This is a genomic window from Streptomyces sp. NPDC055254, from assembly GCF_053606025.1.
In genome coordinates, this window is the sequence record NZ_JBSGQV010000033.1 from 17361 (window position 1) to 43499 (window position 26139).

25 protein-coding genes, 1 tRNA gene and 3 pseudogenes are annotated in these 26139 nt (G+C 69.3%); 15 read left to right on the forward strand and 14 right to left on the reverse strand.

From position 1 onward, the window contains the following. Positions 1-549: 549 nt before the first annotated feature. Both ACWFQ8_RS25290 and ACWFQ8_RS25295 read left to right on the forward strand, forming a co-directional pair. On the forward strand, positions 550-1740 hold the full coding sequence (locus ACWFQ8_RS25290) for a glycosyltransferase (protein WP_453788558.1): 1191 nt from the start codon (positions 550-552) through the stop codon (positions 1738-1740). A 13-nt stretch (positions 1741-1753) separates the two neighbouring features. Beyond that, entirely contained in the window at positions 1754-2692 is a 939-nt protein-coding gene (locus ACWFQ8_RS25295; protein ID WP_453788559.1) for an NAD-dependent epimerase/dehydratase family protein, read from the forward strand. A gap of 35 nt (positions 2693-2727) precedes the next feature. On the opposite strand, the gene ACWFQ8_RS25300 is transcribed toward ACWFQ8_RS25295, so the two are convergent. Together ACWFQ8_RS25300 and ACWFQ8_RS25305 are read right to left on the reverse strand one after the other, a co-directional pair. Further along, complete coding sequence (locus ACWFQ8_RS25300) at positions 2728-4107, reverse strand: lipopolysaccharide biosynthesis protein (RefSeq protein ID WP_453788560.1); 1380 nt, start codon at positions 4105-4107, stop codon at positions 2728-2730. Between the two features lie 250 nt (positions 4108-4357). Further along, positions 4358-5644 carry a nucleotide sugar dehydrogenase gene (locus ACWFQ8_RS25305; protein WP_453788606.1) on the reverse strand — a complete coding sequence of 429 codons (1287 nt, stop codon included), beginning with the start codon at positions 5642-5644 and terminating at the stop codon, positions 4358-4360. Between the two features lie 259 nt (positions 5645-5903). Between ACWFQ8_RS25305 and ACWFQ8_RS25310 the strand changes: the two genes are divergently transcribed. From ACWFQ8_RS25310 to ACWFQ8_RS25320, 3 genes are all read left to right on the forward strand, one after another. Then, positions 5904-6971: an NAD-dependent epimerase/dehydratase family protein gene (locus ACWFQ8_RS25310; RefSeq protein ID WP_453788561.1), complete on the forward strand. Its 1068-nt coding sequence runs from the start codon at positions 5904-5906 to the stop codon at positions 6969-6971. Continuing rightward, positions 6968-8176 (forward strand): glycosyltransferase family 4 protein, encoded by a 1209-nt coding sequence (locus ACWFQ8_RS25315; protein ID WP_453788562.1) that lies wholly within the window; start codon positions 6968-6970, stop codon positions 8174-8176. Before ACWFQ8_RS25310 ends, ACWFQ8_RS25315 begins: the two co-directional genes overlap by 4 nt. A 143-nt stretch (positions 8177-8319) precedes the next feature. After that, a complete protein-coding gene (locus ACWFQ8_RS25320; protein ID WP_453788563.1) occupies positions 8320-9462 on the forward strand; it encodes a glycosyltransferase in 1143 nt (380 codons plus the stop codon). A gap of 45 nt (positions 9463-9507) precedes the next feature. On the opposite strand, the gene ACWFQ8_RS25325 is transcribed toward ACWFQ8_RS25320, so the two are convergent. Together ACWFQ8_RS25325 and ACWFQ8_RS25330 are read right to left on the reverse strand one after the other, a co-directional pair. Further along, entirely contained in the window at positions 9508-11193 is a 1686-nt protein-coding gene (locus tag ACWFQ8_RS25325; protein ID WP_453788564.1) for a DUF4012 domain-containing protein, read from the reverse strand. Between the two features lie 397 nt (positions 11194-11590). Continuing rightward, the gene (locus tag ACWFQ8_RS25330) at positions 11591-12184 is read right to left on the reverse strand and encodes a hypothetical protein (protein WP_453788565.1); all 594 of its coding nucleotides are present in this window, start codon (positions 12182-12184) and stop codon (positions 11591-11593) included. A 186-nt stretch (positions 12185-12370) separates the two neighbouring features. Between ACWFQ8_RS25330 and ACWFQ8_RS25335 the strand changes: the two are divergent. Continuing rightward, a pseudogene (locus ACWFQ8_RS25335) lies at positions 12371-12799 on the forward strand (tyrosine-type recombinase/integrase); the annotation flags it as partial. 108 nt (positions 12800-12907) lie between these two features. On the opposite strand, the gene ACWFQ8_RS25340 reads toward ACWFQ8_RS25335, so the two are convergent. Further along, a tRNA-Pro gene (locus tag ACWFQ8_RS25340) sits at positions 12908-12981 on the reverse strand. 108 nt (positions 12982-13089) lie between these two features. Between ACWFQ8_RS25340 and ACWFQ8_RS25345 the strand changes: the two genes are divergently transcribed. Beyond that, entirely contained in the window at positions 13090-13563 is a 474-nt protein-coding gene (locus ACWFQ8_RS25345) for a DUF309 domain-containing protein (RefSeq protein WP_453788566.1), read from the forward strand. A 221-nt stretch (positions 13564-13784) separates the two neighbouring features. Here the strand turns inward: ACWFQ8_RS25345 and ACWFQ8_RS25350 are convergent. Both ACWFQ8_RS25350 and ACWFQ8_RS25355 read right to left on the reverse strand, forming a co-directional pair. Next, positions 13785-13970: pseudogene (locus tag ACWFQ8_RS25350) on the reverse strand (hypothetical protein); the annotation flags it as partial. A gap of 99 nt (positions 13971-14069) precedes the next feature. Next, positions 14070-14507, reverse strand: a complete 438-nt coding sequence (locus ACWFQ8_RS25355; protein WP_453788567.1) for a hypothetical protein — start codon at positions 14505-14507, stop codon at positions 14070-14072. Positions 14508-14579: 72 nt separating this feature from the next. Here ACWFQ8_RS25355 and ACWFQ8_RS25360 point away from each other — a divergent pair, with 72 nt between their 5' ends. After that, on the forward strand, positions 14580-15203 hold the full coding sequence (locus ACWFQ8_RS25360) for a TetR/AcrR family transcriptional regulator (RefSeq protein WP_453788568.1): 624 nt from the start codon (positions 14580-14582) through the stop codon (positions 15201-15203). Positions 15204-15206: 3 nt separating this feature from the next. Here the strand turns inward: ACWFQ8_RS25360 and ACWFQ8_RS25365 are convergent, their stop codons facing one another. Next, positions 15207-15449, reverse strand: a complete 243-nt coding sequence (locus ACWFQ8_RS25365) for a hypothetical protein (protein WP_453788569.1) — start codon at positions 15447-15449, stop codon at positions 15207-15209. On the opposite strand from ACWFQ8_RS25365, the gene ACWFQ8_RS25370 reads away from it, so the two are divergent. Then, positions 15448-15699: a hypothetical protein gene (locus tag ACWFQ8_RS25370; RefSeq protein ID WP_453788570.1), complete on the forward strand. Its 252-nt coding sequence runs from the start codon at positions 15448-15450 to the stop codon at positions 15697-15699. The two genes, ACWFQ8_RS25365 and ACWFQ8_RS25370, sit on opposite strands and share 2 nt — an antisense overlap. A 78-nt stretch (positions 15700-15777) precedes the next feature. On the opposite strand, the gene ACWFQ8_RS25375 is transcribed toward ACWFQ8_RS25370, so the two are convergent. Both ACWFQ8_RS25375 and ACWFQ8_RS25380 read right to left on the reverse strand, forming a co-directional pair. Next, positions 15778-16650 carry a hypothetical protein gene (locus tag ACWFQ8_RS25375; protein WP_453788571.1) on the reverse strand — a complete coding sequence of 291 codons (873 nt, stop codon included), beginning with the start codon at positions 16648-16650 and terminating at the stop codon, positions 15778-15780. Positions 16651-16660: 10 nt separating this feature from the next. Beyond that, positions 16661-17224 carry a papain-like cysteine protease family protein gene (locus ACWFQ8_RS25380; RefSeq protein WP_453788572.1) on the reverse strand — a complete coding sequence of 188 codons (564 nt, stop codon included), beginning with the start codon at positions 17222-17224 and terminating at the stop codon, positions 16661-16663. A 132-nt stretch (positions 17225-17356) separates the two neighbouring features. Between ACWFQ8_RS25380 and ACWFQ8_RS25385 the strand changes: the two genes are divergently transcribed. The 4 genes from ACWFQ8_RS25385 to ACWFQ8_RS25400 all read left to right on the forward strand — a co-directional run bounded on the left by ACWFQ8_RS25385 (position 17357) and on the right by ACWFQ8_RS25400 (position 21197). After that, on the forward strand, positions 17357-17530 hold the full coding sequence (locus ACWFQ8_RS25385) for a hypothetical protein (protein WP_453788573.1): 174 nt from the start codon (positions 17357-17359) through the stop codon (positions 17528-17530). 283 nt (positions 17531-17813) lie between these two features. Further along, positions 17814-19586, forward strand: a complete 1773-nt coding sequence (locus ACWFQ8_RS25390) for an NlpC/P60 family protein (RefSeq protein ID WP_453788574.1) — start codon at positions 17814-17816, stop codon at positions 19584-19586. A gap of 1213 nt (positions 19587-20799) precedes the next feature. After that, positions 20800-21036, forward strand: coding sequence for an XRE family transcriptional regulator (locus ACWFQ8_RS25395; RefSeq protein WP_453788575.1), 237 nt, complete (start codon positions 20800-20802; stop codon positions 21034-21036). Beyond that, positions 21036-21197 carry a hypothetical protein gene (locus ACWFQ8_RS25400; RefSeq protein WP_453788576.1) on the forward strand — a complete coding sequence of 54 codons (162 nt, stop codon included), beginning with the start codon at positions 21036-21038 and terminating at the stop codon, positions 21195-21197. Before ACWFQ8_RS25395 ends, ACWFQ8_RS25400 begins: the two co-directional genes overlap by 1 nt. Before the next feature lie 114 nt (positions 21198-21311). Here ACWFQ8_RS25400 and ACWFQ8_RS25405 read toward each other — a convergent pair. From ACWFQ8_RS25405 to ACWFQ8_RS25420, 4 genes and pseudogenes are all read right to left on the reverse strand, one after another. Next, a pseudogene (locus ACWFQ8_RS25405) lies at positions 21312-21413 on the reverse strand (hypothetical protein); the annotation flags it as partial. A gap of 247 nt (positions 21414-21660) precedes the next feature. After that, positions 21661-22068 (reverse strand): hypothetical protein, encoded by a 408-nt coding sequence (locus ACWFQ8_RS25410; protein WP_453788577.1) that lies wholly within the window; start codon positions 22066-22068, stop codon positions 21661-21663. Between the two features lie 105 nt (positions 22069-22173). Further along, entirely contained in the window at positions 22174-22584 is a 411-nt protein-coding gene (locus tag ACWFQ8_RS25415) for a hypothetical protein (protein ID WP_453788578.1), read from the reverse strand. A 970-nt stretch (positions 22585-23554) separates the two neighbouring features. Then, entirely contained in the window at positions 23555-24103 is a 549-nt protein-coding gene (locus tag ACWFQ8_RS25420; RefSeq protein WP_453788579.1) for a phosphatase PAP2 family protein, read from the reverse strand. 128 nt (positions 24104-24231) lie between these two features. Here ACWFQ8_RS25420 and ACWFQ8_RS25425 point away from each other — a divergent pair, with 128 nt between their 5' ends. Both ACWFQ8_RS25425 and ACWFQ8_RS25430 read left to right on the forward strand, forming a co-directional pair. Continuing rightward, positions 24232-25290: a magnesium and cobalt transport protein CorA gene (locus tag ACWFQ8_RS25425; RefSeq protein WP_453788580.1), complete on the forward strand. Its 1059-nt coding sequence runs from the start codon at positions 24232-24234 to the stop codon at positions 25288-25290. 192 nt (positions 25291-25482) lie between these two features. Then, a complete protein-coding gene (locus tag ACWFQ8_RS25430; RefSeq protein ID WP_453788581.1) occupies positions 25483-26112 on the forward strand; it encodes a hypothetical protein in 630 nt (209 codons plus the stop codon). Positions 26113-26139: the final 27 nt, after the last annotated feature.

Below are 26139 nucleotides of genomic sequence, written 5' to 3' on the forward strand. Positions count from 1 at the left end.
AGCGTGATTGCGGTCCGCCTCACTGGATTCCTCCGCGATCCGCGGCAACGGCATCACACGTGGATCGTCTGTCTCTGGTGATCTGACATGAAGCAGGGTGAAAACGCCCTGAGGGAACATTCTGGCGCCGGAATGGTCGATGACCGGTCGTTCGGCGCGCGGGCGTTCACGACCTTGGGGAAAATCGAGACCTGAGCGTGTTGGCCCGGCGGTTCGGCTAGGCGTACTGGTGCCCGCCGCACGCCGCGTCCGCCGGCTACTTCGGCGGTGCTCGTCGAAATGTGCGCGGGAGACACCGGACGGGGCAGGGTGGGAACAGACCGCACGCGCTTCACAACGCACCGAACCCCTGCGGTTCTTCTCGTCTCACGGCCCGACCGGGACGATCGCTATGTCCCCCGAGGTCGCTACTAGACCATAGGTGTGTCCCTCGCCGTGCAGGCGGCGCGTCGGTGTCGTCGCCTGGTCCTGTCAGGTCACCATGAGCGCTCGTCGTGAGCTTGTTTCAGTGCCCGACTCGGCGATAGGCCAGGAACGCGGTGAGCCTGAATGGTGATTGCCCGAGGTCACACCCACGACGCGGCTCCCTCCCGGATCAGGGTGATGAGGGTCATCGCCCGGATGAACGTGGGCGGTCCGGCCCTCCAGGTCTCCACACTCATGGGGGGGCTCGACAGCGAGCTTTTCGACCACCGGCTCTTCGCAGGCTTCGTGGGCCCGGACGAGGCCGATTACGTGGAGCAGCGGGCCCCGCATGTGCAGGTCTGCCCGGTGCGAACCCTGGGCCGGGCCGTACGGCCGACCGATGATCTGCGTGCCCTGTCGGCACTGACCGTCGCCATGCGCCGGTTCCGCCCGCACATCGTGCACACGCACACGGCCAAGGCGGGAGCACTCGGACGTATGGCGGCCGTGCTCGCGCGGGTGCCGGTACGCGTGCACACCTTCCACGGCCACCTCCTGCAGGGCTACTTCTCACCGGCGAAGACCCGCATGGTGGTGCAGGCCGAGCGCAGCCTCGCGACCGTCACCGACCGGCTGGTAGCCGTGGGACGCAGCGTCCGCGACGACCTCCTGGCCGCCGGCATCGGCCGACCCGGACAGTACGCCGTGGTGCCGCCCGGCACCACGCCGGCCGCTGCTCCGAGCCGCTCGCAGGCGCGCAAACAGCTCGGCCTCCCGGAGGACAGCCTCGTCGTGGCCTATGTCGGGCGGGTGACCCGGATCAAACGGCCCGACCGGTTTCTGTCGGTGGCCCGAGAGGTGCGTCACGCGTTTCCGGCCGCTCGATTCCTGGTGTGCGGGGACGGAGACCTTCACGGCGATCTGGAAGCGGCCGGCGATCTGCGCGACTCGCTCCATCTGTTGGGCTGGCGCGCCGACGTGGAGACCGTCTACGCCGCCTCGGACATGGTGCTGCTCACATCGGACAACGAGGGCATGCCGGTCAGCCTCATCGAGGCGGGGCTGGCAGGGGTGCCCGCCGTGGCAACGAACGTGGGCAGCGTGGCAGAGGTGGTCCAGGACGGGCGGACCGGGCTCCTGGCCCGGCGCGACGCCGACGAGCTCACCCGCCATACCGTCAGGCTTCTTGGCGACGAATCGCTCCGCCGCCGGATGGGCGAGGAGGCCCGCGCCTGGACAGCGCGGCGGTTCGGGGCCGAGCGCCTGGTGCAGGACACCCACGACCTCTATGCCTCCATCGCCGTGGAGCACGGCTGGTGGCCGGACCCCCACTGAAAGGTACGAACCGTTGAACGTCGTAGTGACCGGAGGCGCCGGGTTCATCGGAGCGAACCTGTGCCGTGAACTGACCTCCCGCCCTTCCATCGGCAGGGTCGTCGCCCTGGACGACCTGAGTACCGGCACAGCCGCCAATCTCGCGGGCACGGACGTGGAGCTGGTCGAGGGCAGCATCCTCGACCGCGACCTGCTCGAAGCCGTGGTGGCCGGGGCCGACGCCGTGGTCCATCTGGCCGCGCGGCCGTCCGTGCCGCGTTCCCTGGCGGATCCGTTCGCCAGCCACGAAGTCAACGCCACCGGAACCATGCGCGTCCTCGAAGCATGCCGGCGCGGAAACACCCACCTGGTCGCCGCGTCCTCGTCGTCGGTGTACGGCTCGGTCACCGACCTGCCCAAGCACGAAGGCCTGCCGACACGTCCCCTCAGCCCGTACGCCGCCAGCAAGCTCGCCGGCGAGGCCTATGCGCTCGCCTACGGATCGGCTTTCGGGCTTCCGGCCCTCGTATTCCGGTTCTTCAACGTCTACGGCCCGCTGCAGCCTGCCGGACACGCCTACGCAGCCGTCGTTCCCGCCTTCATCGACGCCGCGCTGCGCGGTCAGCCGCTGACGGTCTTCGGCGACGGCCACCAGACCCGCGACTTCACCTACGTCGGAACGGTCGCCCGGGTACTCGCAGACGCCGTCCTGCGGAAGGTCACGAGTACGAGCCCCGTCAACCTGGCCTTCGGCACCCGGATCAGCGTCCTGGAGCTCGCCCATCACCTCGCCAAGACGCTGGAGCTGGCGATCGACATCCGCCACGAGGACCCCCGCCGCGGCGACGTGCGCGACTCGCAGGCCGACGACGGACTGCTCCGCAGTCTCTTCCCGGGTCTCGCGGCGGTTCCGCTGGAGGAGGGACTGGCCGAGACCGTCCGGTGGTTCCGCTCCCTGCCGGTGCACGCCTAGCGGAGCCGATGTACGGCGGCCTCGCGGGCGGGAACTCAGTGGTCTCCGCCGCAGGCCGCGCCGACCTCATGGACTCGGGAGCCAGTGCCCACCGGACCCCGCCCGGCCTGGACACCCGGATCCGACATCGACCGGGTGAGGCACCTCAGCACGATGAACCAGCCGGCCGTGCTCAGGACCATGAGGCCCAGATTTCCCCATGCCCAGGCCAGTGTCCTGCCCGACGCACCGGCGCAGAAGTGAATGACGGCGGCCAGCATCCCGAGCTGACAGACGCCCTCGGCGGTGAGGAAGATTAGCCTGACACCGGGGAAGCCCAGAGCCGACGGCAGGACCTTGGACCAGATCGCCGTGCCACGCAGCGCGGCCCCCGCCAGCGTGACCACCGCCGCCGTGGACAGAATCGTGTACTGGGGGCCGTACATCAAGCCGATCAGCAGGCCAAGGAGGAAAACCGCGACCACCACCGCGACCAGTCCGATGGCGCCGACGAGTGCACTGCAGCGGCGGACGTCGCGCATCACCGCCCATCGGCGCCCATGGGCTCCGGCCCGTGCGAGACGAGGGTAGAGCTGTGACGCCACCGGGTTGACGACGCTCCCGAAGAGCCGGCCCGGAGCGCCGGCGATTTTCAGGTACGTCACCAGGGTGGGGCCACCGAGCAGTCCGGCCAGAAGGGAGACGCCGCTGTCCGAGGCCAGGGAGACGGATTGGGTGGCCGAACTCTTCACCAGGAAGGGCAACAGGCCTGCCGGCATCGGAGCGGGGCCGTCAGCGGGAGGGCCGCACGACTGCCTCACCTGCCGCCAGGCGATCACGGTGACGGATGCGGTGGAAACCAGGCCGGTGATCACGGTGGCCACCAGATAGCCGTCCGTACCGGCCGTCATCAATGCCGTCAGCGTCACCAGGAAGCCGAAGACGGCGAGCACCACGCGGATCACTCCGAGCCGCTCAAGTCGGTCGGAGATCGCGAAACCCACCGATGCACTGCCCCAGGGCGTGGCCGCTCCTGCCGCCAGCACGGCAGGCACGAGCAGCGACAGCCGTTCGGCGGGGATCCATCCGAGGGCCGCGGCGGTCAGCGCCACCGCCACGCCCAAGACCGTGGCCAGCAGCCCGGCCCCCATGTCCAGCCGGAGAAGCCGGCAGTACAGCCGGGTTCCGTGACCGGGGCCGCGACGTTGTTCCATGGGAACGAACCGCTGCTGCGCGTCCTCGAAGCGCGGATCCCACAGCAGGAACCAGACCGCTGCCATGGCCTGGGCCAGAAGCACCTCCCCCGCCTCAGTGCTCCCGACCAGCCGGACCAGTGTGACGGTGGTGGCGAACGAGAGTGCCGCCTCGATCTGGCTGGCGGCGGTGAGCGAGCCGAAGGTCCTCAGATGTCGTTGCCAGGGCAGCCGCCTCGCCAAGCGCCTCACCCACCTCCCGGGGTCGGTCCCGGCGCCTGTGGCATCCAGCGGCGCCGCCCTTGACGGTGCACGTCTCACCTGCTGCTGCACCTCCTCGTCACTCGGCGCGTGTGGCGGGCGTCGGTTGCCTTTCTGCCGCAACCGCCCAACGGCCGGTCTGACCTGGCGACGTCGTCCGACCTCGGCGGATCAGGAGGATCCGGTCGGCCCGGATCCTCCCCGGCCCGGGATGGGCGCGGACGCGCACGGGTCAGAGGATCTCGACACGCTCACCCCGGCAGCGATTGCGCGTGTCGAAAACGTAGGCACCGGCCTCTTCGACGAGCGCGTAGTCGAAGGCATCGTGGTCAGTCGCCACGACGACCACGTCGGCCGCCCGGACCTCCGCCTCGGTGACTTCGACTCGGGTGATCTGCGGGGGAACAAGGTACGAGTCGGTGTGCGGCTCCGCCACCACCAGCCGGGCGCCGAGATCGAGCAGCGACCGGGCGATGGCGAGGGCCGGCGACTCACGGATGTCGCCCGTGTTCTTCTTGTAGGCCAGACCGAGTTGCAGCACGCGCGAGCCCTTGACCGACTTACCGCGTTCGTTCAGTCCGCGGGTGATCCGCAAGACGGCATGGGACGGCATGTGATCGTTGATCTCATTGGCCAGGGAGATGAACCGGAGATCCTGTTTCAGCAGCCTCTTGACCTGCCACGACAGATAGGACGGGTCGACCGGCAGGCAGTGTCCGCCCACGCCGGGACCCGGTCTGAACGGCATGAAGCCGAACGGCTTGCTGCTGGCGGCCTCCACGGCCTCCCAGATGTCGGCACCCAACTGTCGGGACACCATGGCCATTTCGTTGACCATCGCGATGTTGACGTGCCGGTAGGTGTTCTCCAGCAGCTTGGTCAGCTCGGCAGTTCGGCACGAACTCACCGGCACAGTCCGCTCCACGATGTCGCCGTAGAACTTCTCGACGCTGCGCAGGGACGCGGCGTCGATCCCGGAGATCACCTTGGGCGTGTTCTCCAGGTGCCAGTCGGGGTTGCCCGGGTCGATGCGCTCGGGGCTGTAGCCGAGGTGGAAATCCGCTCCCGCCCTCAGCCCGCTGCCCGCTTCCAGCAGCGGCAGCAGCAGGCTCTCGGTCGTCCCGGGATACGTGGTGGACTCGAGGACCACGGTGGCGCCGGGTGAGATGTGGGGTGCGATGCTCCGACCGGCGCACTCCACGAAACTCAGATCGGGGACGCCCTCACGCAGGGGTGTCGGCACGGTGATGACGCATACGTCGAAACCGTCGATCCCGTCGCAGTCGGTGGCGGCACGGAAGTGGCCGCTGTCCGTGATGGCCATGAGGCGTGCGTCGTCGACGCCTTCGATGTAGGAGTCGCAGGCGCCCAGGCGTTTGACGCGCAACTCGTCGGTATCCACGCCGAGGACGGAATATCCCGCCTCGACCGCCCGGACGGCCAGCGGAAGGCCTACGTAGCCCAATCCTACGACGATCAGGTTGCGCCTGTCGGCGACGCTGCTCTGACGCACCCTCATCACTCCGATATTTTCGAGGAATCGGCATATGCCAAGGTCAATTGACGCATGCGCGGCAGCTCCGACGCGCACCTTCGGCATGTGTCCGACCGACATCACCCGCATTCCGTAACGGCAGACTCGCCGAGCGTTCCGTCATCACCCGACGAGGTTCCGATCTCCGCTATTCATCGCATAGGTGAACGTTGGCTCGGCAATGTGATCGAGCTCCTCGGAACCGCGACCCGACCACACCACCCGAACCGGAGTGACGCCGCACATGGATCGTTGTTCGAAGTACCTGGTCACCGGCGGAGCCGGCTTCATCGGCTCCCATCTCGTGGACGCACTGCTGGCCGACGGAAACAGTGTGGTGGTCCTCGACAACCTCACCACCGGACGGCAGGAAAACCTCACCCAGGCACGGGCGAACCCGCGCTTCCGCTTCGTCCACGGGTCCGTGCTGGATGCGCCGCTCGTCGACGAGCTGGTGCAGGAGTGCGAGACCGTCATCCATTTGGCTGCCGCCGTAGGGGTCAAACTCATCGTCGAGCAGCCGTTGAGGTCGTTCATCACGAACACAAAGGGCACCGAGACCGTCATCGAGTCCGCGCAGCGCCACGATCGCAGGATTCTCCTCGCCAGCACCTCGGAAATCTACGGGAAGAATTCCTCCGGACCGCTCAGCGAGACCTCCGACCGCATCCTGGGCAGCCCGTCCGTGGCCCGGTGGTCGTACAGCACCGCCAAGGCGGTGGACGAGATCATGGCCTGCCTCTACCACCGCGAGCGAGGGCTGAGGTCGACCGTGGTCCGGTTCTTCAACACGGTGGGACCCCGCCAGAGCCCGGCGTACGGAATGGTCATTCCGCGATTCGCCCGGCAGGCAGTACTCGGGGAACCCCTCACGATCCATGCGGACGGCCTCCAGAGACGCTGCTTTCTGCATGTCGCCGACGCCGTCGCGGCGCTGCTGCTCCTGCTGGAACATCCCGAGGCGGTGGGAGAGACCTTCAACATCGGCGTGGCCGACGAGATCGGCATCCTCGAGCTCGCCAACCGGATCATCGCCGCGACCGGAAGCGTCTCACGGGTGGAACATCTGTCGTACGCCGAGGCATACGGAGCGGACTTCGAGGACATGGAACGACGAGTCCCCGACACCACGAAACTCCGCGCAGTGACGGGCTGGCAGCCCCGGCACAGCCTCGCCGACGTGCTGGCGGACGCGATCGCGGACGCCCGTGCCGCACGGCGCGACATCCAGTCGGCACACGTGCCGGTCGCCCCGGAGCAACGTCTCCCCGTCGACGGGCCCGTTCCCGGAACCGCTCTGGCGCGACGGTGACCGGCATCAGCGCAGCACTGCCGATGGCGGGAGCAGGCGTCGCGGCCATGCTGCTCGGAGGGCTGCTGACGGAACCAGTGCGGCGCTTCGCCCTGCGCCATGGGATCACCGACCGTCCCGGCGCCCGTAAGGCGCACACCAGGCCCACGCCCTATCTCGGCGGTGTCGCCGTCGCGCTCGCCACAATTGCCGCAGGTGCGGTCGTCGCGCTCGCCCGGGGTGTTTTCGACCCGGTTCTCGGAGTGCTGCTCGGCGGCGCGGCCGTCGTGTGCGTCCTCGGGGTCATCGACGATCTGCGCCAGCTGGGCCCAAAGATCCGACTGTTCGTCGAGACGTCGACCGCCACGCTGGTGGTGGTGGCAGGGGGGCATCCGACCGTCTTCGGCGGCGCGGTCGACGCGGTGCTCGCCGTCCTGTGGATCGTCTTCATCACGAATGCGTTCAATTTGCTGGACAACATGGACGGCGCAGCGTCATCGCTGTGTGTCGTCATCGGCGGATTCTTCTGCCTGACTGCCCTGGCAGGCGATCCAGACGGCCTGAGCGTGGTGATGGCGGCCCTGGCCGGAGCCTGTCTCGGCTTCCTGTTCCACAACAGGAATCCGGCACGGATCTTTCTCGGTGACGCCGGCTCCCTCTTCCTCGGCTTCACGCTGGCCTCCGCGATGATGGTGCGCCACGATGACGCCGCCGGCCTGTCCGGACCCGCCAGTCTGCTGCTCGCCACCCTGGTTCCGACGTTGGACACCACGCTGGTGATGCTGTCCCGCTACCGGGAGTCGAGGCCCCTGCTGCAAGGCGGCACGGACCATATCGCCCACCGGTTGCGGCGCATGGGCTTGACGGTGCCGCAGGTCGTCCGGACACTCAGCGCCTTCGCTGTGGTGGGCTGCCTGGCCGCCATGCTGGTGACCTACGGGTTGCTTGCTCCCGGCGTCGCCCTCCTCGCCGCCTCCGCGGTGGGGATCGGGACGGTGCGGCTACTGCTCAAAGTCCCCGCTGTGGCCACCGCTTCGCCGCACGTCGCGGTCCCGGCCGGGGCCCTGGCCAACGGGGTCGCTCGTACAGCACTCCGGTTGAGACACAGTGGTGGGTCAGGACGCCGCCACAGGGCGGTCCGGCCGATCGGTGTGCCGCATTCACGGGAAGCCCGGAAGGCCACCGCATTGTCCCCGCCAGCGGGCACTCCGGTCGCACCCCAGTGATGTCGTAGAAGAGGCGGCATTCGGGTGGTGCTTCCGCGAAAAACGCGCGACCGGCCAAGGCCCCGTGTTCGGGTGCCCACTGAGCACCTAGGGTGCTGACGCGCGAAGGCGCAAGGCCTTGGTCGGCATCGGAAGGCGGCTCGATGACCACGACGCGAATCTGCGAAGTGATCAAAACCCTCGACGTCGGCGGTGCCGAGGTCCTTCTGGTCGAACGCCTGCGCAGGGCGCCCCGGTCCGACCGTGACTACACCGTGGTCTTCCTTCAAGCGGAGACGGAGGAACTGGTGGATGCACTCCGGGACTGCGGAGTGACACTCGTCGATCTCCGGTCCTGTCCGCGGAGGCTGCGCTACCTCCGGCTGCTCCGTGCCGTGCGGCGCCTGGCTCCGGATGTGGTCAATGTTCACTCCCCGTTGCCCGCCGCGGTGCTGCGCCCCGCCCTGCACCTGATGCGCCCGCGCCCGGCACTTATCTCGACGGTGCACTATGTGCGGTGTCACCCGCTGACGAGGCTGCTCGAACGGCCGACGCGGCGCCTTGACGATCTGACGGTGGCCGTCTCACCACAGGTGGCCGCCTCCGGATCCGTGCGGGGCGCTCGCCAGGTCCGTACGCGCATCCACGGGGTGGACGTGGCCGCGCAGCGCAGCTGGGCGCAACGAGCGGACCAGGTGCGGGAGGAGTTCGGGATCCCGGCGGACGCCTTCGTGCTGGCTTTCGTGGCCAACTTCCGTCCGGTGAAGAACCACGCGCTGCTGGTGGAAGCAGCCGCTCTGGTACTCAAGCGGCGTCCTGACGCGCTGTTCGTCCTGGCCGGGGACGGCCCTCTGCGCGAGCAGGTGCTCGCGGACATCCGTCGACGCGGGCTACAGGACCAGATGCCGTATCTGGGACGGATTCAGCAGGGCGGCCGGCTCGTGGCAGCTGCCGACACCCTGGTTCTGGCATCCCACTACGAAGCGATGCCCGTGGTGGTCATGGAGGCACTGGCATCCGCTGTGCCGGTGGTGGCCACCAGGGTAGGGGGAATCCCCGACCTGGTCCGCGACGGCGACAACGGCATCCTCGTCCAGCCCGGTTCACCACAACGGCTGGCGGAAGGCATCCTGCGCGCCATGCGGCCCGAGGTTCATTCCGCGCTCGCCGCCCGAGCGCTCGCCGACACCACCTCGGTGGACGTTGCCTCCACCGCCGCATGGTTCGACGACGTCTACGCCACCTTGGCGAGCGGAGCCCGGGAAAGCCGAAGAGACGCCGTCCCGGGAGGAGCACAGGTCCGCTGACTCCTCCGCGTCCTCGGTCACCGCTGCCTTCCGGGGCGCCCGGCGTCAGTCGCCGCACGCCGGGTAGGGCTCCACATGAGCCCGCAGCGGTGTGACCAGCGGCTGGCGCCACAGCTCGGGCGCATGGTCGCTGACCGGCTCCAGGAGCTGGAGCGTCAGGGTACGGGCGCGCTGCGCGGGCAGTTCCAGGTCCAGCGTGTAGACCGGGTGCCGGAGTTCCTCGCCGATGCCCACCAAGGCGGCCCGGCCGTCGAGGGCCGCACCGGTGAGCTGTGCGCCCGTGCTGGCGTAGTAGGAAACCAGCACCCGGTTGTCTCCCGGCCGGGTGGGGTACGCCCGCTTGTCGCCTCGCTGGGTGACGTAGGGAGGAAGCCCCGACCTCGGTGCCCGGTTGGTGAGAGTGATCCGCGCGGTGACGAGCCGACCTTGTGGCGTACAGCGGCCCGGAACCCAGCTCAGCTCTCGCTCCAGGTAGTAATCCAGCTTCCCGCCCGCGGCGTTGTTGACGACGAGTCCGGCGAAGGGGCCGGTCTCCTGCGGAAACGTGCCGCTCAACGGGCGGGTCGACAGCAGACGTTGCTCGTTCTCCCGGGCGCTCCACACCTTCAGCCGTCCAGTCGCCGCGTCACCGTACGCCGCCTTGAGCAGTCCGGGAATCCGCCGCGGATCGTGGAAGGCGTCCACCAGGGTGGTGACTGCCGTGCGCGCCACCCCGAGGAGGAACGCCTTGCGCGTTGCGTCGTCGGAGTAGCGTGCATAGCCCGTGCGCTCCGTGAGGTCCAGCATGTTGTCGCCGGTGAGCGCCGTACCGTCAGGCAGTCGTCCCGGGCCCGCCACTCGCAGCAATCGGCCCAAGGTGGTGGGGTCCAGGGCGATGACCCCGTCCACCCTCTTGCCGCTGCGCTGGTGCCAGGTTGCCGCCCAGATGCGGGCGGCGTAGGGGAAATGCGGGCTGAGATTGGAGTTGGCCCAGAAGCGGGTGGGCTGGTACCGGGCATAGCGGGCGTTGTATTCGGATCCCAGATCGACCACAGGACTGCCACCCGTCACCCCGTCGTCATTATCGAAGGTCTCGAAGTGCAGTTGGCCCCGTTCTGCGGTGAGGACGGCGAAGGCCCCCGGCATGCCGCCGGTGCCGCGGGCTTCCGCCGTGTTCTGGACGCCGACGAAATACCGTCTGGGACCCTGTTCCCCCAACATCTCCGGCAGCACACGGGCGGCCACAGCGGCATCAGACGTGACGGGGGCGATCCGGTCGAGCAACCCCAACAGTTGGGTGCGTGCGTGGTCGGCCGCCGGCAGCCAGGTGGTACGGGGGAGACGGCCAGCCTTCGCGCGCGTCTCGGCGACCACCCGCGCCGCCCGTTCGAGAGCCGGAGCCTTGCCGCCGAAGGCGGACAGCAGGGCGCCCCTACCGCCCTCACCGGAGTCATCGGCGAGTTCGGGAGCGAGGCGCGCGAACGGCGGGAGTACCTCGTGAGTCAACCGGTCGGCGGCGCTCGCCGCGCCGCGAACCGTTTCCGCGGGTCGGCCGAAGAACGGCACCTGCGCGAAGAGATACCAGGCGGGTCCGGTGGTCAGGCGATGCGCCCGGGCGGCGTGCACCGCCGCAGAGCTCATCGCTGCCCCCGATGCAGCGTTGCCCGTCGTATCCACGACCGAGTGCCGCAGCGTATCCAGCGACCGCTGCGCGGCCAGCAACTCCGTCCGGGCAAGCAGACCGGTGCCCACGATCCAACCCGCTAGGGCAAGACCCAGGACGGCGACAGCCGACAGCACGTGCCGGACACGAGGCCGTGGGAATCGGCGACGCGCCGGCTCCGCCCTTGAAGACCGCCCCGTGTCTTCGATGAACCTGAGGCGCGCACGCAGGTGCCGCAGCCGCCCGGAGAACTCGGTGATCAATGGATTTCGGGCCACGAGGCTGCTCCACCCCTACCGCCTCCGGGTCGGACCACTCCTGTCGCCCTGCGAAGAGCGTGGCCGGGCCAGTCGCCCAGACGAGGGCACACAGCGACGGCAGCGGAGGCTGTGCCGGCCGCCCGCGCGCCACGCCACATCGACGACGTCGCCAGATTCTCCACGCTCCTCACATGACTCCAGGCCCGAAGGGCAGGGCAAAGTGGCTCTACACACTCATACATGTCGCCGGGTGGCCTGCGATAACGCCATCGAATACCCAAATCACTGGACGGCCTAATAAATCATTCTTTCTTTGCTGGCCGCGCCCGCCGCCCATTTCCCCGCGCCCCGCTACGCGCAGGACGCACCACAGGACGGCGAACACCTCCCTCAACTCATCCGCCACCGGTGCCTGGAAACAGCGGCGGTGCCGGTAGCGGGCCAGCCGGCGCAAGTCCACGCGATAGAACCTGTCCAGGTCGCCGACATGGCGGAACTGCCAACCCGCCGCCTCGCATACTCGCACCGTGAACGCGAAGCCCTCAGCCGACCAGGTCCGGAGGACGGACGTCCACGACGACACCTGTGCCATCCACAGGCCGGGCGAAGTAGTCCGGGGTGTGCTCGCGTTCTCGCCGACCGTCCGTCCAGGCCAACTGGAAGGGCTGAGACGCCAGCCGACGATGGCAGGGCCGAGGTCCCGGGCCACCGCCGCATCCCGCTCGGCCCATGACTCCTGGCCCACCTGGGCCCGCGACGTCGCTGCCCAGTACTCGCCCGTGAAGTTCTTCGGCCCCTTGAACGAGGTGAACGACCCCATTGAGAAGGCCAGTTCGAATGGCCACCCCGGTGCCGATCCAGTGAACCAAGGCGCAGGGTCCACGACGGCGACCGGGCGGGCGCCGTGATGGCACGCATGGAACCGTTCCCATTGGTGTACGGCTGTCCACCGACGTCGAATGCCGCCCCAACCGAGCGAACCCGTACCGAGCCCGAGAAGGGCACCAAGGGCGCCAAGGGCAAGCGCGCCCGCCAAGTCCCCGTCATCGAGGAGATTCGGCCTCTTGTTGCCCAGCGTGTCCTCGCCGCCGGTCCCGACCCCGACGCGCGCATGTTCACCGGCCCTCGCGGGGGCCGTATCACCACGGCGGTCCTACGCGACGCGACCCACTGGGACGAGGTGGTCACCAAGCTCGGGTACGAGCACCTGCGCCGGCATGACCTCCGACATACGGGCCTGACCTGGTTCGCCGACGCAGGGGTCCAGATGCACGTTCTGCGGAAGATCGCCGGGCACGGTTCGCTGATGATCACGCAGCGCTACATGCACTCCGACGGCCACAAGATCACCGCCGCCGGCGCGACGCTCTCCGCACGCCCCAGCGTGCTGCGGGCCCCGCGGTCCCTGCCAGTGCCGATCGCCATCGCCAACTGACGCGGTCAAGCGCGCTGGTCCCCAACTGGTCCACAGAAATGATCGAGGGGTCGTTTCAGATTTCTCTGAAACGACCCCTCGATCTGCGACTATGAGGCGAACCTCTCGTCGGGACGACAGGATTTGAACCTGCGACCCCTTGACCCCCAGTCAAGTGCGCTACCAAGCTGCGCCACGTCCCGATATGCCTTCGACCTGGGGTTTCCCCCGTCCCGGTGGCACATGCAGAACATTACCCCACGCCGAGGGGTGTGCACGCACGGGTAATCGCCCCGGGGGAGGATGCGGGGATGAACGGACGGGATCGGGACGATGCGGGGCGGGCGCGGAGCGGGCGGCCCAGGGACGGGCTGGGTCGGCCGCTGCCCTACGGGGTGAGCGGGGTGGAGCGGCAGCCCGAGGGGGTGGTGCAGTCGCCCGCGGAGACGTTGCGCGAGGCGCAGCGGCTGCTGGACGCCGGGATGCCGTTCCACGCGCACGAGGTGTTCGAGGACGCCTGGAAGTCGGGTCCCGACGAGGCGGCCCCCCTGTGGCGGGGCCTGGCCCAGCTCGCCGTCGGGCTGACCCACGCGGCACGCGGGAACGCGGTCGGCGGGGCGCGGCTGCTGCGGCGCGGGGCCGCCGGTATCGAGGAGCTGACCTGGGACCCGTACGGGGTCGACGTACCGGGCCTGGTCCGCTGGGCCCGGGAGCTCGCCGCGCGTGTCGAAGCGGGCGACCCGTCGGTCGACGCGGCGCGGGAGGCCCCGAGGCTGGAAGGGTAGGCCGGCCCCGCCACCCCGCCCCCACTGCCGGAGGCCGGGCCGGGGCCGGGGGCCGCGGCGGGCCGGAAGTCCCGGGCCGGAGCCCGGCCGCCCGGTCGGCGACGCGACGCGGCGGGAATCACCGGTGCCGGCGGCCGAGCCGGACCTGGCGGGCAAGCCGGAGGCCCGGGGCCGGCCTCGGGGCCGCGGGGCGAGAGCCCGGGTGTAGAAGTCGATGGCCTCCTCGCGGGCGAGTTCCGCCGGCGCCAGCTGCGTCCTGCCTCGCCCCGGTGGCGGGTGTCCAGTGCGTTCCACGAGGGGATGCACAGCTGGACGCGCTGGCGGTCGGAGCTCTTGGCGGGGCGGTAGATCCTCGCCCAGGGGCCGAAGCCTCGCTTGGTGAGCTGCCAGTCGGCGCGGGTCAGCTGCAAAAGCTCGCCGCCGCCGACGTGACGGTCAAGCACCTCCCGATCAAGGGTGCCACCCACGCGTTCGTCTCGTTCACCGGGTCGGTGAAGCTCTCACGATCAAGCCCGCCGTCGAGGGGTGGGGTCCACTGTGCGAGTGCCCGAGCCAGTCTGCGTGGGGTTGGCAGCCACCAGCAGTGCGGCAAGTACGACGGGGGCGGCTGTCTGGTACCCGATCCACACCTCACCCCCGGCGCCGCCGTTCTTCCATGCCATCAGGAGGCCGGCAAGGGCCGTCAGCACCCAGCCGCTGTCGTAGGCAATCATGAGCCGGGTGTAGGTGCGCATCGATCGGCTGCGCGTATACCTGATCTCGATGCCACCACCGATCAGCAGAGCCGCGCCGGAGACAACCATCAGCCAGGCCGGCACGCCGAGCAGACGGCCGAGCGGGGCAGCGCCGGCGATGTAGACAACCGCGAGCAACACCTTGAAGGCGCCATCGGCGATGGCCCCTGCCATCCGGCGGGTCACTGATGGTGCCACAACCTGGGACATGAGTGTTCCTCCCTGTGGAGCTCGCCTCGACTGGCTTCGTAATGAGATTACGGCAATAATTTGGCTATGAGAATGACGAGGGCAGATGCCAGGGAACGCAACCGCCGTGCTTTGCTGGATGCTGCGTTCCAGATCGTTTCCCGAGACGGGTACCGGGCCAGGCTCGATGAGATCGCCGAACGCGCTGACGTGACCACTGGTGCCATCTACTCACTGTTCGGGAGCAAGAACGGCCTGGTGGTCGCCCTGGTCGCCGACTACCTGCGGCCGTACTACGAAGACGTCGAGCAGGCGGTTCCGGCCGGACTGGATCTGCTCGAAGCGGTCGACGCCTTTGCCCGGTACTACCGGCGTAGTTGTGACGCCCCCGACGCGCTGTCTGGACTGTCGCTCCAGATCACCTTGCTGGATATGGCCCTGCATGACCCGGACCTGGCGTCTCAGCTCGCCACGTCCATCCGGTCGCAGGAGAACCACCTGATCGCGCTGTTCACCGGAAGGTCGCACAACGGAAGTGTTGTGACGTCGTACCAGGCACAACGTCTGACCACCGCGCTCAGGGCACTGTTCGTCGGTCTCAGCCAGGGTGTCGCCCTCGGCCTCGCCCCTGGTGCCGACGAGCAGTACTTCGCCGACACCGCCCGCGCCTTGGCATCCGACATGTCCCTCATCGATCACGATGCGGACGCTTCGTGATGGTCACCGCGGAAGAGCCGCGCCCTTCCCCTCCTTCTCCCGCTTGCTGGCCTCGTCCTCGGCTCGGGCGGCGAGGTACTCGGCCCAGTCGCGTCGAGCGTAGGCGACCCAGCGGAGTGCGGTGTGGCGGTGCATCCCGGTCACGTCGCCGAGGATCGGGCTGGGGAGATCAGCAGCAGGAGCGGCCGGCGCCGCGTTGCGTGCGGTGCGGACCGGGGTGCCGTGCCGGTTGAGCTTCCGGGTCATGCCGTGCGTCGAAATCGGCTTGCCCGGGACCATGCCCGGGAAGAGCCACCGGGGGGCCCGGGCGGACTCGCGAGAGCTGCGGCCGCAGCTGGGGCTGTTCGGCGAGGTGCTGCACGAGCTCGGTGAGCCGCGGAGGCAGCGGCACGAGGCGGCGGCCCAGGACCAGGTGCGCGTTGCTTCGTCCGTACGGGCGAAGACGGCGATCAGGGTGCGACAACCCCATAGCTCCTCTGCGATGGACGGACCGTAGTGGCTGTCCGGCCGGACAAAGGATTCGCTCCGTCCCGGCCGGCTGCCGGGACGGAGCGGGGGGCGTACGGGGTGGGGCTCAGCGGCTGCCCGTTGCGCGCCGGCGTCGGAGGAACACGGCGGCGCCGCCTGCGAGGGCGAGTGCCGTGCCGGAACCGCCGGCGAGGAGCAGGGTGGAGGACGGCGTGTCGTCCTCCGTACGTTGGCTGTAGCCGCTGGAGTAGCCGTTGGTGTCGTACTCCGAGCCCGGCAGCTTGTCGGCGTAGCGGGCCTTGACAAGTTTCTGGTAGTCGCTGAGCGACACCGACGCCTGGCCGCCCAGTCCTTCCCGGGCCTGATCGTTGAGCGGCTCGACGGTGGTGAGTTTGAGCTGATACCAGCCACGGTTCTGCGGTTCGGTGAAGACCCGCGTGCCCAAAGTGGCCTTACTGGCGTATGCGGCGTCGCTGTCGCCGTCTCGCACGGCCGCCAGGTGCCAGCCGCCGCCCTGGGTGGGGGCGAGCATGACGGTGGCGTTGCGGCCGTTGACGGTGGTGCTCAGCGAGGAGACCAGCTGCGTCAGCTTGATCGCCTCGGTAGCCAGTGGCTGGGCGGTGCCCGCGACGAACCCGGGGGTGATCTCGTTCAGTGCCACCGGGTCTTTGATCGTGAACACCGGGAGGCCCTGGCAGGGCTCGGCCATTTCGGGGATCGTCTGCACCGGCCCGCCGGCACCGCCGGTGGGCACCGGAGTGCGCAGGAATCGGCAGACCGTGTCGCGGACATCGGTGGACTTCACGGCGTCGAGAGCGGCCTGATAGCCGGGGATGTCGGCGGGGAGCGGGTCCTTGGCCGGGGCCGCGTGCGTCGGACCGACGACGGACAGCAGTGCGGATGCACTGACTGCGATGACGATGGACAGACGGGAGAGGCGAGAAGTCGCCCGCATGCCGGAAATCTTGGTGTCGCGCATGTCGCCTGCCTTAGCGGGAGATACCGATGCGGGAATGGGTCCACTTGGACGAGCTGTTGCTCACGTAGTCGTTGTAGTTCCACCACGTGTACGTGGTGGTGTCCGGCCACGGATCGGCCACGGCGATCGTGTTCTTCGACGTGTCGAAGCCGTAGACCACGTTCATGTGACCGCCACCGGACGCCCACCCGATGCGGGCACCGATCGGCCGGGCCGCCTTGACGTCGGTGTACACCTGGTTGAACGTGGCCGCGCTGTTCAGGCCGGAGCCGGTGTGGGTCATGCCGAGGCTGCTCCAGCCCTTGGCCATGTCGTCGAGCGTGGCCGGCTGGTTGTTGCAGCCGTAGGAGGGCTGGGCCCGGTTGCAGAAGTCCGTCTGTGTGGAGCCGAAGCCCTGGAACTTCGCGATGGTCAGCCCGGAGGCGGCCCAGCACCACTGGGACTTCTCCTGTTTCAGCATGCTGATGGTGTCCTGGCCCGCTTCCGCGTGAGCCGTACCTCCCGCGGCGGTGAGCGATCCCAAGGCGGCCAGCGTGATGGCTGCCGCCGTGGTTCCGTACCTGAACCTGCCCATATTCCTGCCTTCCCCTCATGGGTACAACGAGATGAACGGGGCAATCTGGCGGGAATATGACAGCGCATCATGTCGCAGTCACCTAGAGGCCTTGCAGGAAATAGCCCCCTACTGATTATTTTTCCGGTAATCATGGAACATGGGCATGTACGGGCCGACAGCTACCTGCCGAAGCGGGGTCCGATGCTGAACCTGCCCGTCCTCGGCAGGCTCCAGTGCCCCCTTCGCGGGCGCGGCAGCAACGGAGTGGGGACGCCGAGCAGAGCCTGCAAGACGCTGGCCGACGAACAGGCCGCCGTCGGCTGATCCGGGTGCGGCACACACGAAGGGCCTCGAACCGCCGGCGCGATTCGGGGGCCCTGATGCGTCGCGAGCGCCAGGTCCACGAGGGTGCGGACCGGACCGTCGGTACACAGCAGCGCGTCGCACAACGCCAGGCTCCATCCCCCAGGTACTGGGCGGTATCGAGGGCCAGCTCGGTTCGGCCGGGTCCTCAACGCCGTGGTGCTCTGGACCCCGCCATATCGACGCTGACGGGACACCAGGGGGCGATGTTCGCTGCGGCAGGCACCGAGTGGATTATTACTGCATGTCAAACACCCCTCGGCGCAACGTACTTGCCGTCTTCGCCGCCGCGGCCGCCTCCGTTCCACTGGGCACCGCGAGCGCCGCGGCTTCGCCCAGAGCCTCGGTCCCGGCCGCCCCCGCACGCGCGGCATCCATATCGGCCGGGGCCGCGGCTCCCGCGTCCCTCACCTCGCCGCGGTCCTCCGTCACCATCGGCCCGCTGGACCCCGCCTACTTCACCGGCGTCGCCCTCAACTCCTTCGCCACGAAAGTGCTGCCCGGCACGCCGGAGCGCCTTGAGGTCACCGCCGGCTCCCAGCGCGTGGCCGTCCTGACCAAGGGCGCGCGCACCGTCGTCCTGACCGGCCCCCAGCGCACCTTCACCGAGAACAAGCAGTCCTTCGTCGACGACTTCCAGCGCACCCTCCCCGACCTGGCGCTCCCCGTCGCGGACCGGAAGTACTGGGGCACCTCCCCCGCCGGTGGCAGCTGGTCCACCCTGGGGCCGGCCGACACCGACTACTCGGTGGTGCCGGGCAGCGGCGTCATCGCGCTCACCACCGACTACGCCAGCCGACACGCCACCCTCCGGGACGACGAGATCACCGACGTCGACGTCCGCTCGGTCGCGAAGTTCGACAAAGTACCCACCGGCCAGGCCTGCTCGTACGCGCTCTCCTTCGGCTACCAGGACACGCACAACAACTACCGGGCCCGGCTGTCCTTCCTGACCTCAGGCGCGGTCGAACTGCGCGTGGAGAAGGAAGTCGCCGACACCGTCACCCAGTTGACGTCAGCCACCACCCTCGCCACCGGAGTTCCGGCGGGCACGAACTGGACGATCCGCGTACGTCGCGAGGGATCGCGCATCCAAGTCAAGGCCTGGCGCACGGACACCGCCGAGCCCGCGGGCTGGGCCGTGGACGTCACGGACGGCACCTTCGCCAAGGGCCGGGTGGGGCTGCGGGCGCTGGCCAACCAGGGCTGCACGAACCTGCCCGTCAAGCTGGTGGTGAGCCGCCTCCAGGTGGACGCCGCGACCTGGCAGCAGCCGCCGACGGTCACCCACAGCACCTGGGTGCGCGTCCTGCCCGCCCCCTTCGACGGGACCTGGACCGCGGCCCTGGAGCAGACCGTCCGCGGCTGGGCCGGCTCCCCGAGCCCCGACGTCCTGGCCCACGCGGCCGCGTTCCTCGCCGGAGCGCCCGCCGTGACGACCGCCGCCACCCCGGCGACGGGCAAGCAGGTCATGGGCAAGGCCGGGTACGGCTACCTGGACCCGCAGGGCTACCGGTACGAGGGGGCGGACTTCCACGAGTACATGAACCTGGGCTGGACCTTCCCCGACGGCACCTCCACGGGCCCGTCCTCCAAGCAGGTCGGCAACCTCGACTGCTCGGGCTACACGCGCATGGTCTACGGCTACCACATGGGCATCCCCCTCGCCGCGGGCGAGGACACCACCGGGACCCGGATCCCGCGCAAGTCCCGCCACATGGTCGACCACACCCCCGGTGTACGGATCGACCGGACGGACGGCACGAACCCGCCCGCCGCACAGCAGCTCCAGCCCGGCGACCTGCTCCTGTTCAACGCCGACTCGGGCGACGACACGGCAACCGTCACAGTCGACCACGTGGGGATCTACCTCGGCGTGGACACCGCCGGCAAGCGCCGCTTCCTCTCCAGTCGCAAGACCGGCCACGGCCCCACCATGTCCGACCTCGGCGGCGCCTCCCTGCTGGACGGAACGGGCACGTACGCGAAGAAACTGCACACGGTCCACCGCATCTGATGCCCGCATTGCTCGCCGGCGCCGGACAACCGGGCAAACCGTACTCAATGGCTTGACGTCGACCGCAGGAGACCGCAGCCGCGGAAGCTGCCGTCCTCGGCGTCCTCCCAGGCGATGCCGGCCCCTTCGGTACCCCCGCACCCGACAACGGAAGACCGCCGGAATCCAACCCGGGCCGGCGCCAGGGTGCACCCGGTCACCTGTGTCGATGTCAGGCATTCGGTCCTCTTGAGACGCACTGGGGAGACCCTCAGCGCCGCACGGTGCGCGTCGCTTCGCATTTTCTCTTTCGGGGTACAGGGTGGCGCCGGCCCCGCCAGGTTCATGATCAGTCCGCGTCGAAACGGGTGCGCGGGCCAGGACCGGCTTCCCGCGCTCCGGGTACAGCCGGATCGCCTCCGGGCCCCGGCATCCCAAGGGATGCCGGGGCCCGCACTCCCTGCCCGCCAGTGACGTCCGCCGGATCCGGTGTCAGGGAAGGGACGAGGCGGCGTTGCATGCGCGGCAGGTGACGGCGCGCGGCTGCTGGAGGGTCGCCGCCTTCAAAAGGACGCACATGGCCGGCTCCCGGCCACACGCGGTGCTCGACCGGCTCCGGACGGCACCATGTCGGGGCTCCCGGGCCTCACCAGCGGGGCTCGTTGCAGAGCCGCGGTTCTCGCCCGGCGGCTCCTGTGCGCGGCGATGCCGTGATCCGCCGGCCGGCTCGCGAGCGGGAGTGCGGCAAGGCGTCGGATCTTGCGGTCCAGGCTGCCGTGTCTGACGCGCGATCGGACCGGCACCCACGGCGAGTGAAGGGGGCGCCGCCGGCGCTGGTCGGATGTCGCATCTATACCCGCCTGATTCTGCCCGCTCGCTGTCCCGTCGTCGTCGGTCATCAGCCGTCCTCGAAGGGGAACTCACACCCGGGCCACCGCCCCTGGCAGAACTGCGCTGACAACCCCGGCGCGCCGTTGGACAGACCGCCCTGGCCGGTCTGTGCGGCGTCTACCCGAAGGAGCTCACTGGGCCCGGCGCCGGAGTTGTCCGATGCCCTCGTCGTTGAGGCAGCCCTTGCCGGTCTTGGCGAGGCACCGGGGGCAGGGCTGCGTGAACCACGAGCGACGTTGGACTTGCTCGTACAGCGGCAGCTTCCCCTTCACCCGCTGCGCACGTGGAGCGGGCACCGGTTACCGCACGGCATGAGGGCCGTGGACCGGGGCATGAGCGGGAAATGGCCGACCTGTCTCACGTCCTCGAAGCAACCATGCGCCGCCGGCACCTCAGTGTGCCGGCGCTTGCGGACCGCACCGGTATCCGCACCCCACGCATCAGAGTCTTCGTCCAGGACGGCACCGCAGGCCCCATCTACCCCACGGAGCAGGAGCTGCGCGAGCTCGCACACGCCTTCGACCTCCCCCTGACCCGGGTCCTTCCCGGCGCCGCCCTCGCCGGCGTGCCCGGCGCGTGATGCCAGACCCGGCGGCACCGACCACCGCCCTCCTCGCGCTGACCCTGCCCGGGGCTTTACTCGCCACTGTGCTCGCCCTCGGCCGGTACGAGGAACTCCTCCTCGCCCCGCGGAGCGCTGCGCTGCACCGGCGGCCCCGCGCCCGTCACGCCCGCCGCTGAACCGCATCCGAACGCAGGGCACCCGGGGATGCGGCCACGTCGGCCTTGACGCTGTCGATGGCTCGCCCGGGTGCGGGGTGTCGCCGCCTGGGTGATCTGCTTTCCCCCGGCCACGGCCATCACTGCGGCGACCGCTGCCAGCAGGGCGGCGATGATCAGGGCGCAGGCCCAGAGCGGCAGGACGACGGCCTGGACCGCATCCTCGACGTCGAGGATGCGGTCTGCGGGAAATCTTCATCCACTCCCGCCACAACACTGCCGTCGACGCTCTCGGCACCGTTCTGGACATCGAAGCCGGACTGGCCAGCATGTTTCCGCCTGCACCCCAGCCCCGGGCGACTGACACATCCGACGCACCCCACCATGCCTGGGCAGGCAAATTCCTTCCTGCACTCACCCCCGTAGATCGCATGACCCTACGCGACAGCCCGGACGTCGGCCCTGGTCAAGCGTGCCAACCGGTTCAGAGCAGGCTGGGGCTGGTGTCGATGGCGACGTTGCGACTGTTGTCGACGCGCCGGCTGTGGTCGATGCGTGTACTTGCGTCCACATCCGAGCTCACGCCGCAACGGTTGTTGTTGGTTGACTGCGAGGCATCGCCGCCGGCGTCCTCGCCTCCCGCACCCGTGACGACGCCGGAGGCGAGGTTCCCGTCGTTCGTGGCTTCCCCTCCGGAGATGAGCGAGATCAACTGCCTGACCAGCGAGGCCCCACCGGAGGCATCGACGAGGGAAATGCTGGTCGGGTTGTTGCACTGGATGACGACGGGCACGTCCCCTGAGGCAGGCGCTGCGACCGCGGCGCCGTTACCGCACACGGCAGCGCCGAGAGCGAGCACGATTACCGAGACGGTGCGGACGAGAGACTTCACGAGCTTTCCTTTCCGGAGGGCGCCGCAGTCCCGACGCCGCGAAGAACCGACCCACCACACCGGCGACGCACGCGGCCGGGTTCCGGTGTCCACGCCCGGATCGGGTCAGAGCAGGCTGGGGCCCTGGTCCAGCGTGAAGTTGCGGCTGTTGTCGATGCGCCGGCTGTTGTCGATGCGAGTGCTTGCGTCGACGTCCGAGCTCAGGCCGCAGCGGTTGTTGTTCGCCGCCTGGGAGGCGTTGCCACCGGAGGCGTTGCCCCCGGGACCCGTCTCAACCGCGGAAGCGTTGTTGCCTTCGTTCGCCGGAAGACCATCCTCGGCGATGACGTCGATCAACTGGCTGACGAGTGAGTCCCCACCGGAGGCATCGACGAGGGAGAGGCTCGTCGGGTTGTTGCACTGGATGACGACGGGGACGTCCTCCGAGGCAGGCGCTGCGACTGCGGCGCCGTTGCCGAAGACGGCGGAGCCAAGGGCGAGCACGATCACCGAGATGGTGCGAACGAAAGACCTCACGATTTTTCCCTTCCGAAGGGCGTCGGATTCGACACCACACGGGGTCAACCACCTCACTTCGTATCGGTTCCGGGTCGTATCTCCGGTTCACTCAAGTGCCTCAGTCCAAAATCCGACGAAGGCGGCCTATTCTCGTATTGGCTACGGCGAACGGACATGTAGCGGTGGGTGACGCTCGGGGCTGTGTTCGCCGCGCATCCTGCGCCTGTCCTCGGTGCGGGTCACCTACCGGCACTACGCCCTCCGCCGGGTTCCCGGTGCGACGGCGCTGCCCTCGTGGCACCCATGCCGTTGGGGGTGGCACTCGGCGCGGTGGAGGGCTTCGAGCTGGGTCGTCAGCTCCTGCCGCGCGGTCGACGTCCTGGCGTACCCGGTCCGGACCGGCCGCTCGGTCCGGGGCGCGGCCACCACCGCGAGCGCCGGGCGCGGCGGACGATCGGCTCCAGGTAGTCAGCGTGCGGCCCGATCAGGCCGGCCGGTTCCCCTGGGGAGCGCACCAACGCCAGGTCGTCGAGTTCGGGCTCCCGCCCCTGCGGACGCTCGGCTGCGGCAGCGGTGGCGAAAGCCGCTCGGACCGCCGCCTCGGGAAGAGCCGGCGCGAGGTAGGTCAGCCCGACGCTGTTGTTCTCCCCGCGGGTGACGGCCCACAGCCGCAACGTCGGTGTCCGCGTCGATCCCCGACTCCTCGATCGGCTCCCGCGCGGCCCGTCCGGCCAAGCCCCGCCTCATCCAGCGCCTCGCCGCCCTGAGGCGGCTCCACGGAACCACCCGGCAACTGCCGGCGGCCAGGCGCGGCCGTGGAGGGCGACATCCTGGCCGCGAGCACACGGCCGTCGTCGGTCGGCTGGACAACGTTCACGAACAGCGAGCTTCGAAACGAGCCGCCATGGCAGACCCCTCACCGCTTGAAATGTGCACGCTACTGTCGCGGCGCGCATACCTCACGCCCTGCTGGTCAAGCGATGCACGGTCAGCACAAGTGGCGGATGAGCAGGCGGGGTGTCGCCCGGACGAGGGCGGCCGCGGCCAGCCCGACGGCCGCACCTGCTGCGACGTCAGAGGGGTAGTGCGCGCCGCTGTGGACGCGCTGGACCGCGACCAGCACCGCGGGGACAGCGCAGGCGGCCCCCGCCCACGGCCAGGCCGGGACGACGGCCGCGGTGAACGCCACGGCGGCGGCAGTGTGCCCGGAGGGGAAGGAGGAGCTGTCGGGCCGGTCCTCGACGTCGTCGTGCGGTATCCACTCCTTCGGCGGCCGGGGCCGCTCGACGAGCTTCTTGGCGATCCCGTTGGACAGCAGTTCCGCCACCGCCATCGCCGTGACACCGGCGGCCGCAGCTTTGCGGCCCTGCCAACGCCCGCCGGCCGCCATGATCACGGCGGCGGCCCACCACAGCTTGGTGTGCTCGGCCGCCTCCTCGACCGGCGGCAGCACCCGGCGGGCCCAGACCGAATCCCAGGAGGCCATCCGTTTGGTCAGTTGATGATCACCGTTGCGCAGAGACGTCAAGATTTCCATGCTTCGCCACTTCCCGCCTGCGGCTGCGCCACACGGTGTTCACTCCGAGGCGGGACTGGCGACGCGAAATGCGCGCACCCTGCCAACCGCTCGTAACGTCAGCGCGACGGTAGATTTGTCCCTCCACGTTGGACGACAAGAAGAGGCACCTGGTGGTACAGCACGGCGGCAGGAACACGATGGGGCTGCCGTCGGCGGTGGTGGACTGCGCCCTGTACGAGGACGGCCGCCGGATCCCGGGCCAGGCGGGCCTGAGCGCGGTGATCGAGCGGATCGACGCGGAGGCGGGGCGGTTCGCGTGGATCGGCCTCTACGAGCCCAATGCGGAACAGCTCCAAGAGGTGGCTCAGGCGTTCGGGCTGCATCCCCTCGCGGTCGAGGACGCGGTCCACGCGCACCAGCGGCCCAAGCTGGAACGCTACGACGACATGCTGTTCCTGGTGCTGAAGACGATCGTCTACGTCGACCACGACAGGGTCACCGCGAGCACGGAGATCGTGGACACGGGCGAGATCATGGTCTTCGCCGGGCCCGGGTACGCGATCACCGTCCGCCACGGCAGCGCCCCGTCGCTGGAAGGGGTGCGACGCCAGCTCCAAAAGGATCCGCAGCAGCTCGGGCGCGGACCGGCCGCCGTGCTGCACGCGGTCTCCGACATGGTCGTCGACCGCTATCTGGAGGTCGCCGACGCCTTTGCAAATGATGTCGACACCCTGGAGTCCGAGGTCTTCTCCCCCGGCCGTGCGGTCGACGCCGGACGGATCTACCAGCTCAAGCGGGAACTGCTCGAATTCAAGCGGGCCGTGATGCCGCTCACCTCTCCCCTCCAGCGGTTGAGTGACGGCAGCATCGACCTGATCCCGCCGAAGGTGGCCACTTACCTCCGGGACGTGGCCGACCACCACCAGCGGGTCAGCGAGCAGATCCTCTCCTTCGACGAGCTCGTCACCGGCATGCTGAGCGCCGGCATCGCCCAGCTCGGCGTCCAGCAGAACGCCGACATGCGCCGCATCAGCGCCTGGGCCGCCCTCATCACCGTCCCCACCATGATCGTCGGCGTGTACGGGATGAACTTCGAGCACATGCCCGAGCTGAAATCACCCTACGGATACCCCGCCGTCTGGGCCCTGATCGCAGTTGTCTGCACGGTCATCCACCGTGCCCTGCGCCGCAACAAATGGCTGTAGGCACCCCGCACGGGCGGTGGATGCCTCTCCGGCCCCTGTACCGAGAACAGTGGCACTGAACCCGTGACCGCTGCTGGTTTACGGGGTGGGTTGGGCCATGTGCGCGTCTCGTCTGGCCGGTGCAGCCGATCACCATGAGCCTGATTGCGGTGCCCTGCGACCGCAGGGACACGTGTGTCTGGAAGGACGCAGATGTCTGAACGCAACACGGTCATGCGCAGTCTGCACGACATCGGCCTGGCGGCCTGGTTCGGAGGCTCTCTCATGGGCGCCGTCGGGTTGAACGGAGCGGCGCGCAACGCCGTCAAGGAGCCGGTTCTCGCCTCCCGGATCGCCAGCGCCGGCTGGGCCGCCTGGACCCCGGTGAACGCGGCCGCGATCGGCGCCCATTTGGTGGGCGGCGCTGCCCTGCTGGGGGCCAATAGTGCCCGGGTGGCCCACCAGAGCGGCGTCGGCGCCTCCACCATCGCCAAGACGGTCCTCACCGGAGCCGCGCTCGTCGCCACCGCCTACAGCCGAGTCCTGGGCAAGAAGATCGAACTCGTCTCGTCCCCCGACTCCGAGGATCAAGAGGCGGCCGCCGACCACCCTGTGGAACTGGAGCAGGCACAGCGCCACCTCGCGATGCTGCAGTGGGCCCTGCCGGCACTGACCGCCGGGATGCTGGTGCTCAACGCCCTGCACGGAGAGCAGCAGCGTCCTGAGCAGCAGAAGGCGGGGATGCTGCGCCGTGCCGCCTCGCCCCTGGCCATGGCCGGAGGAACCGGTCTGGCCGCCGTACGCCGTGCCGGCCATCACGGCGCGATGACCGGCCGCTGCTGAGCTCACCGGCCAGGCTCGGGGAATCGT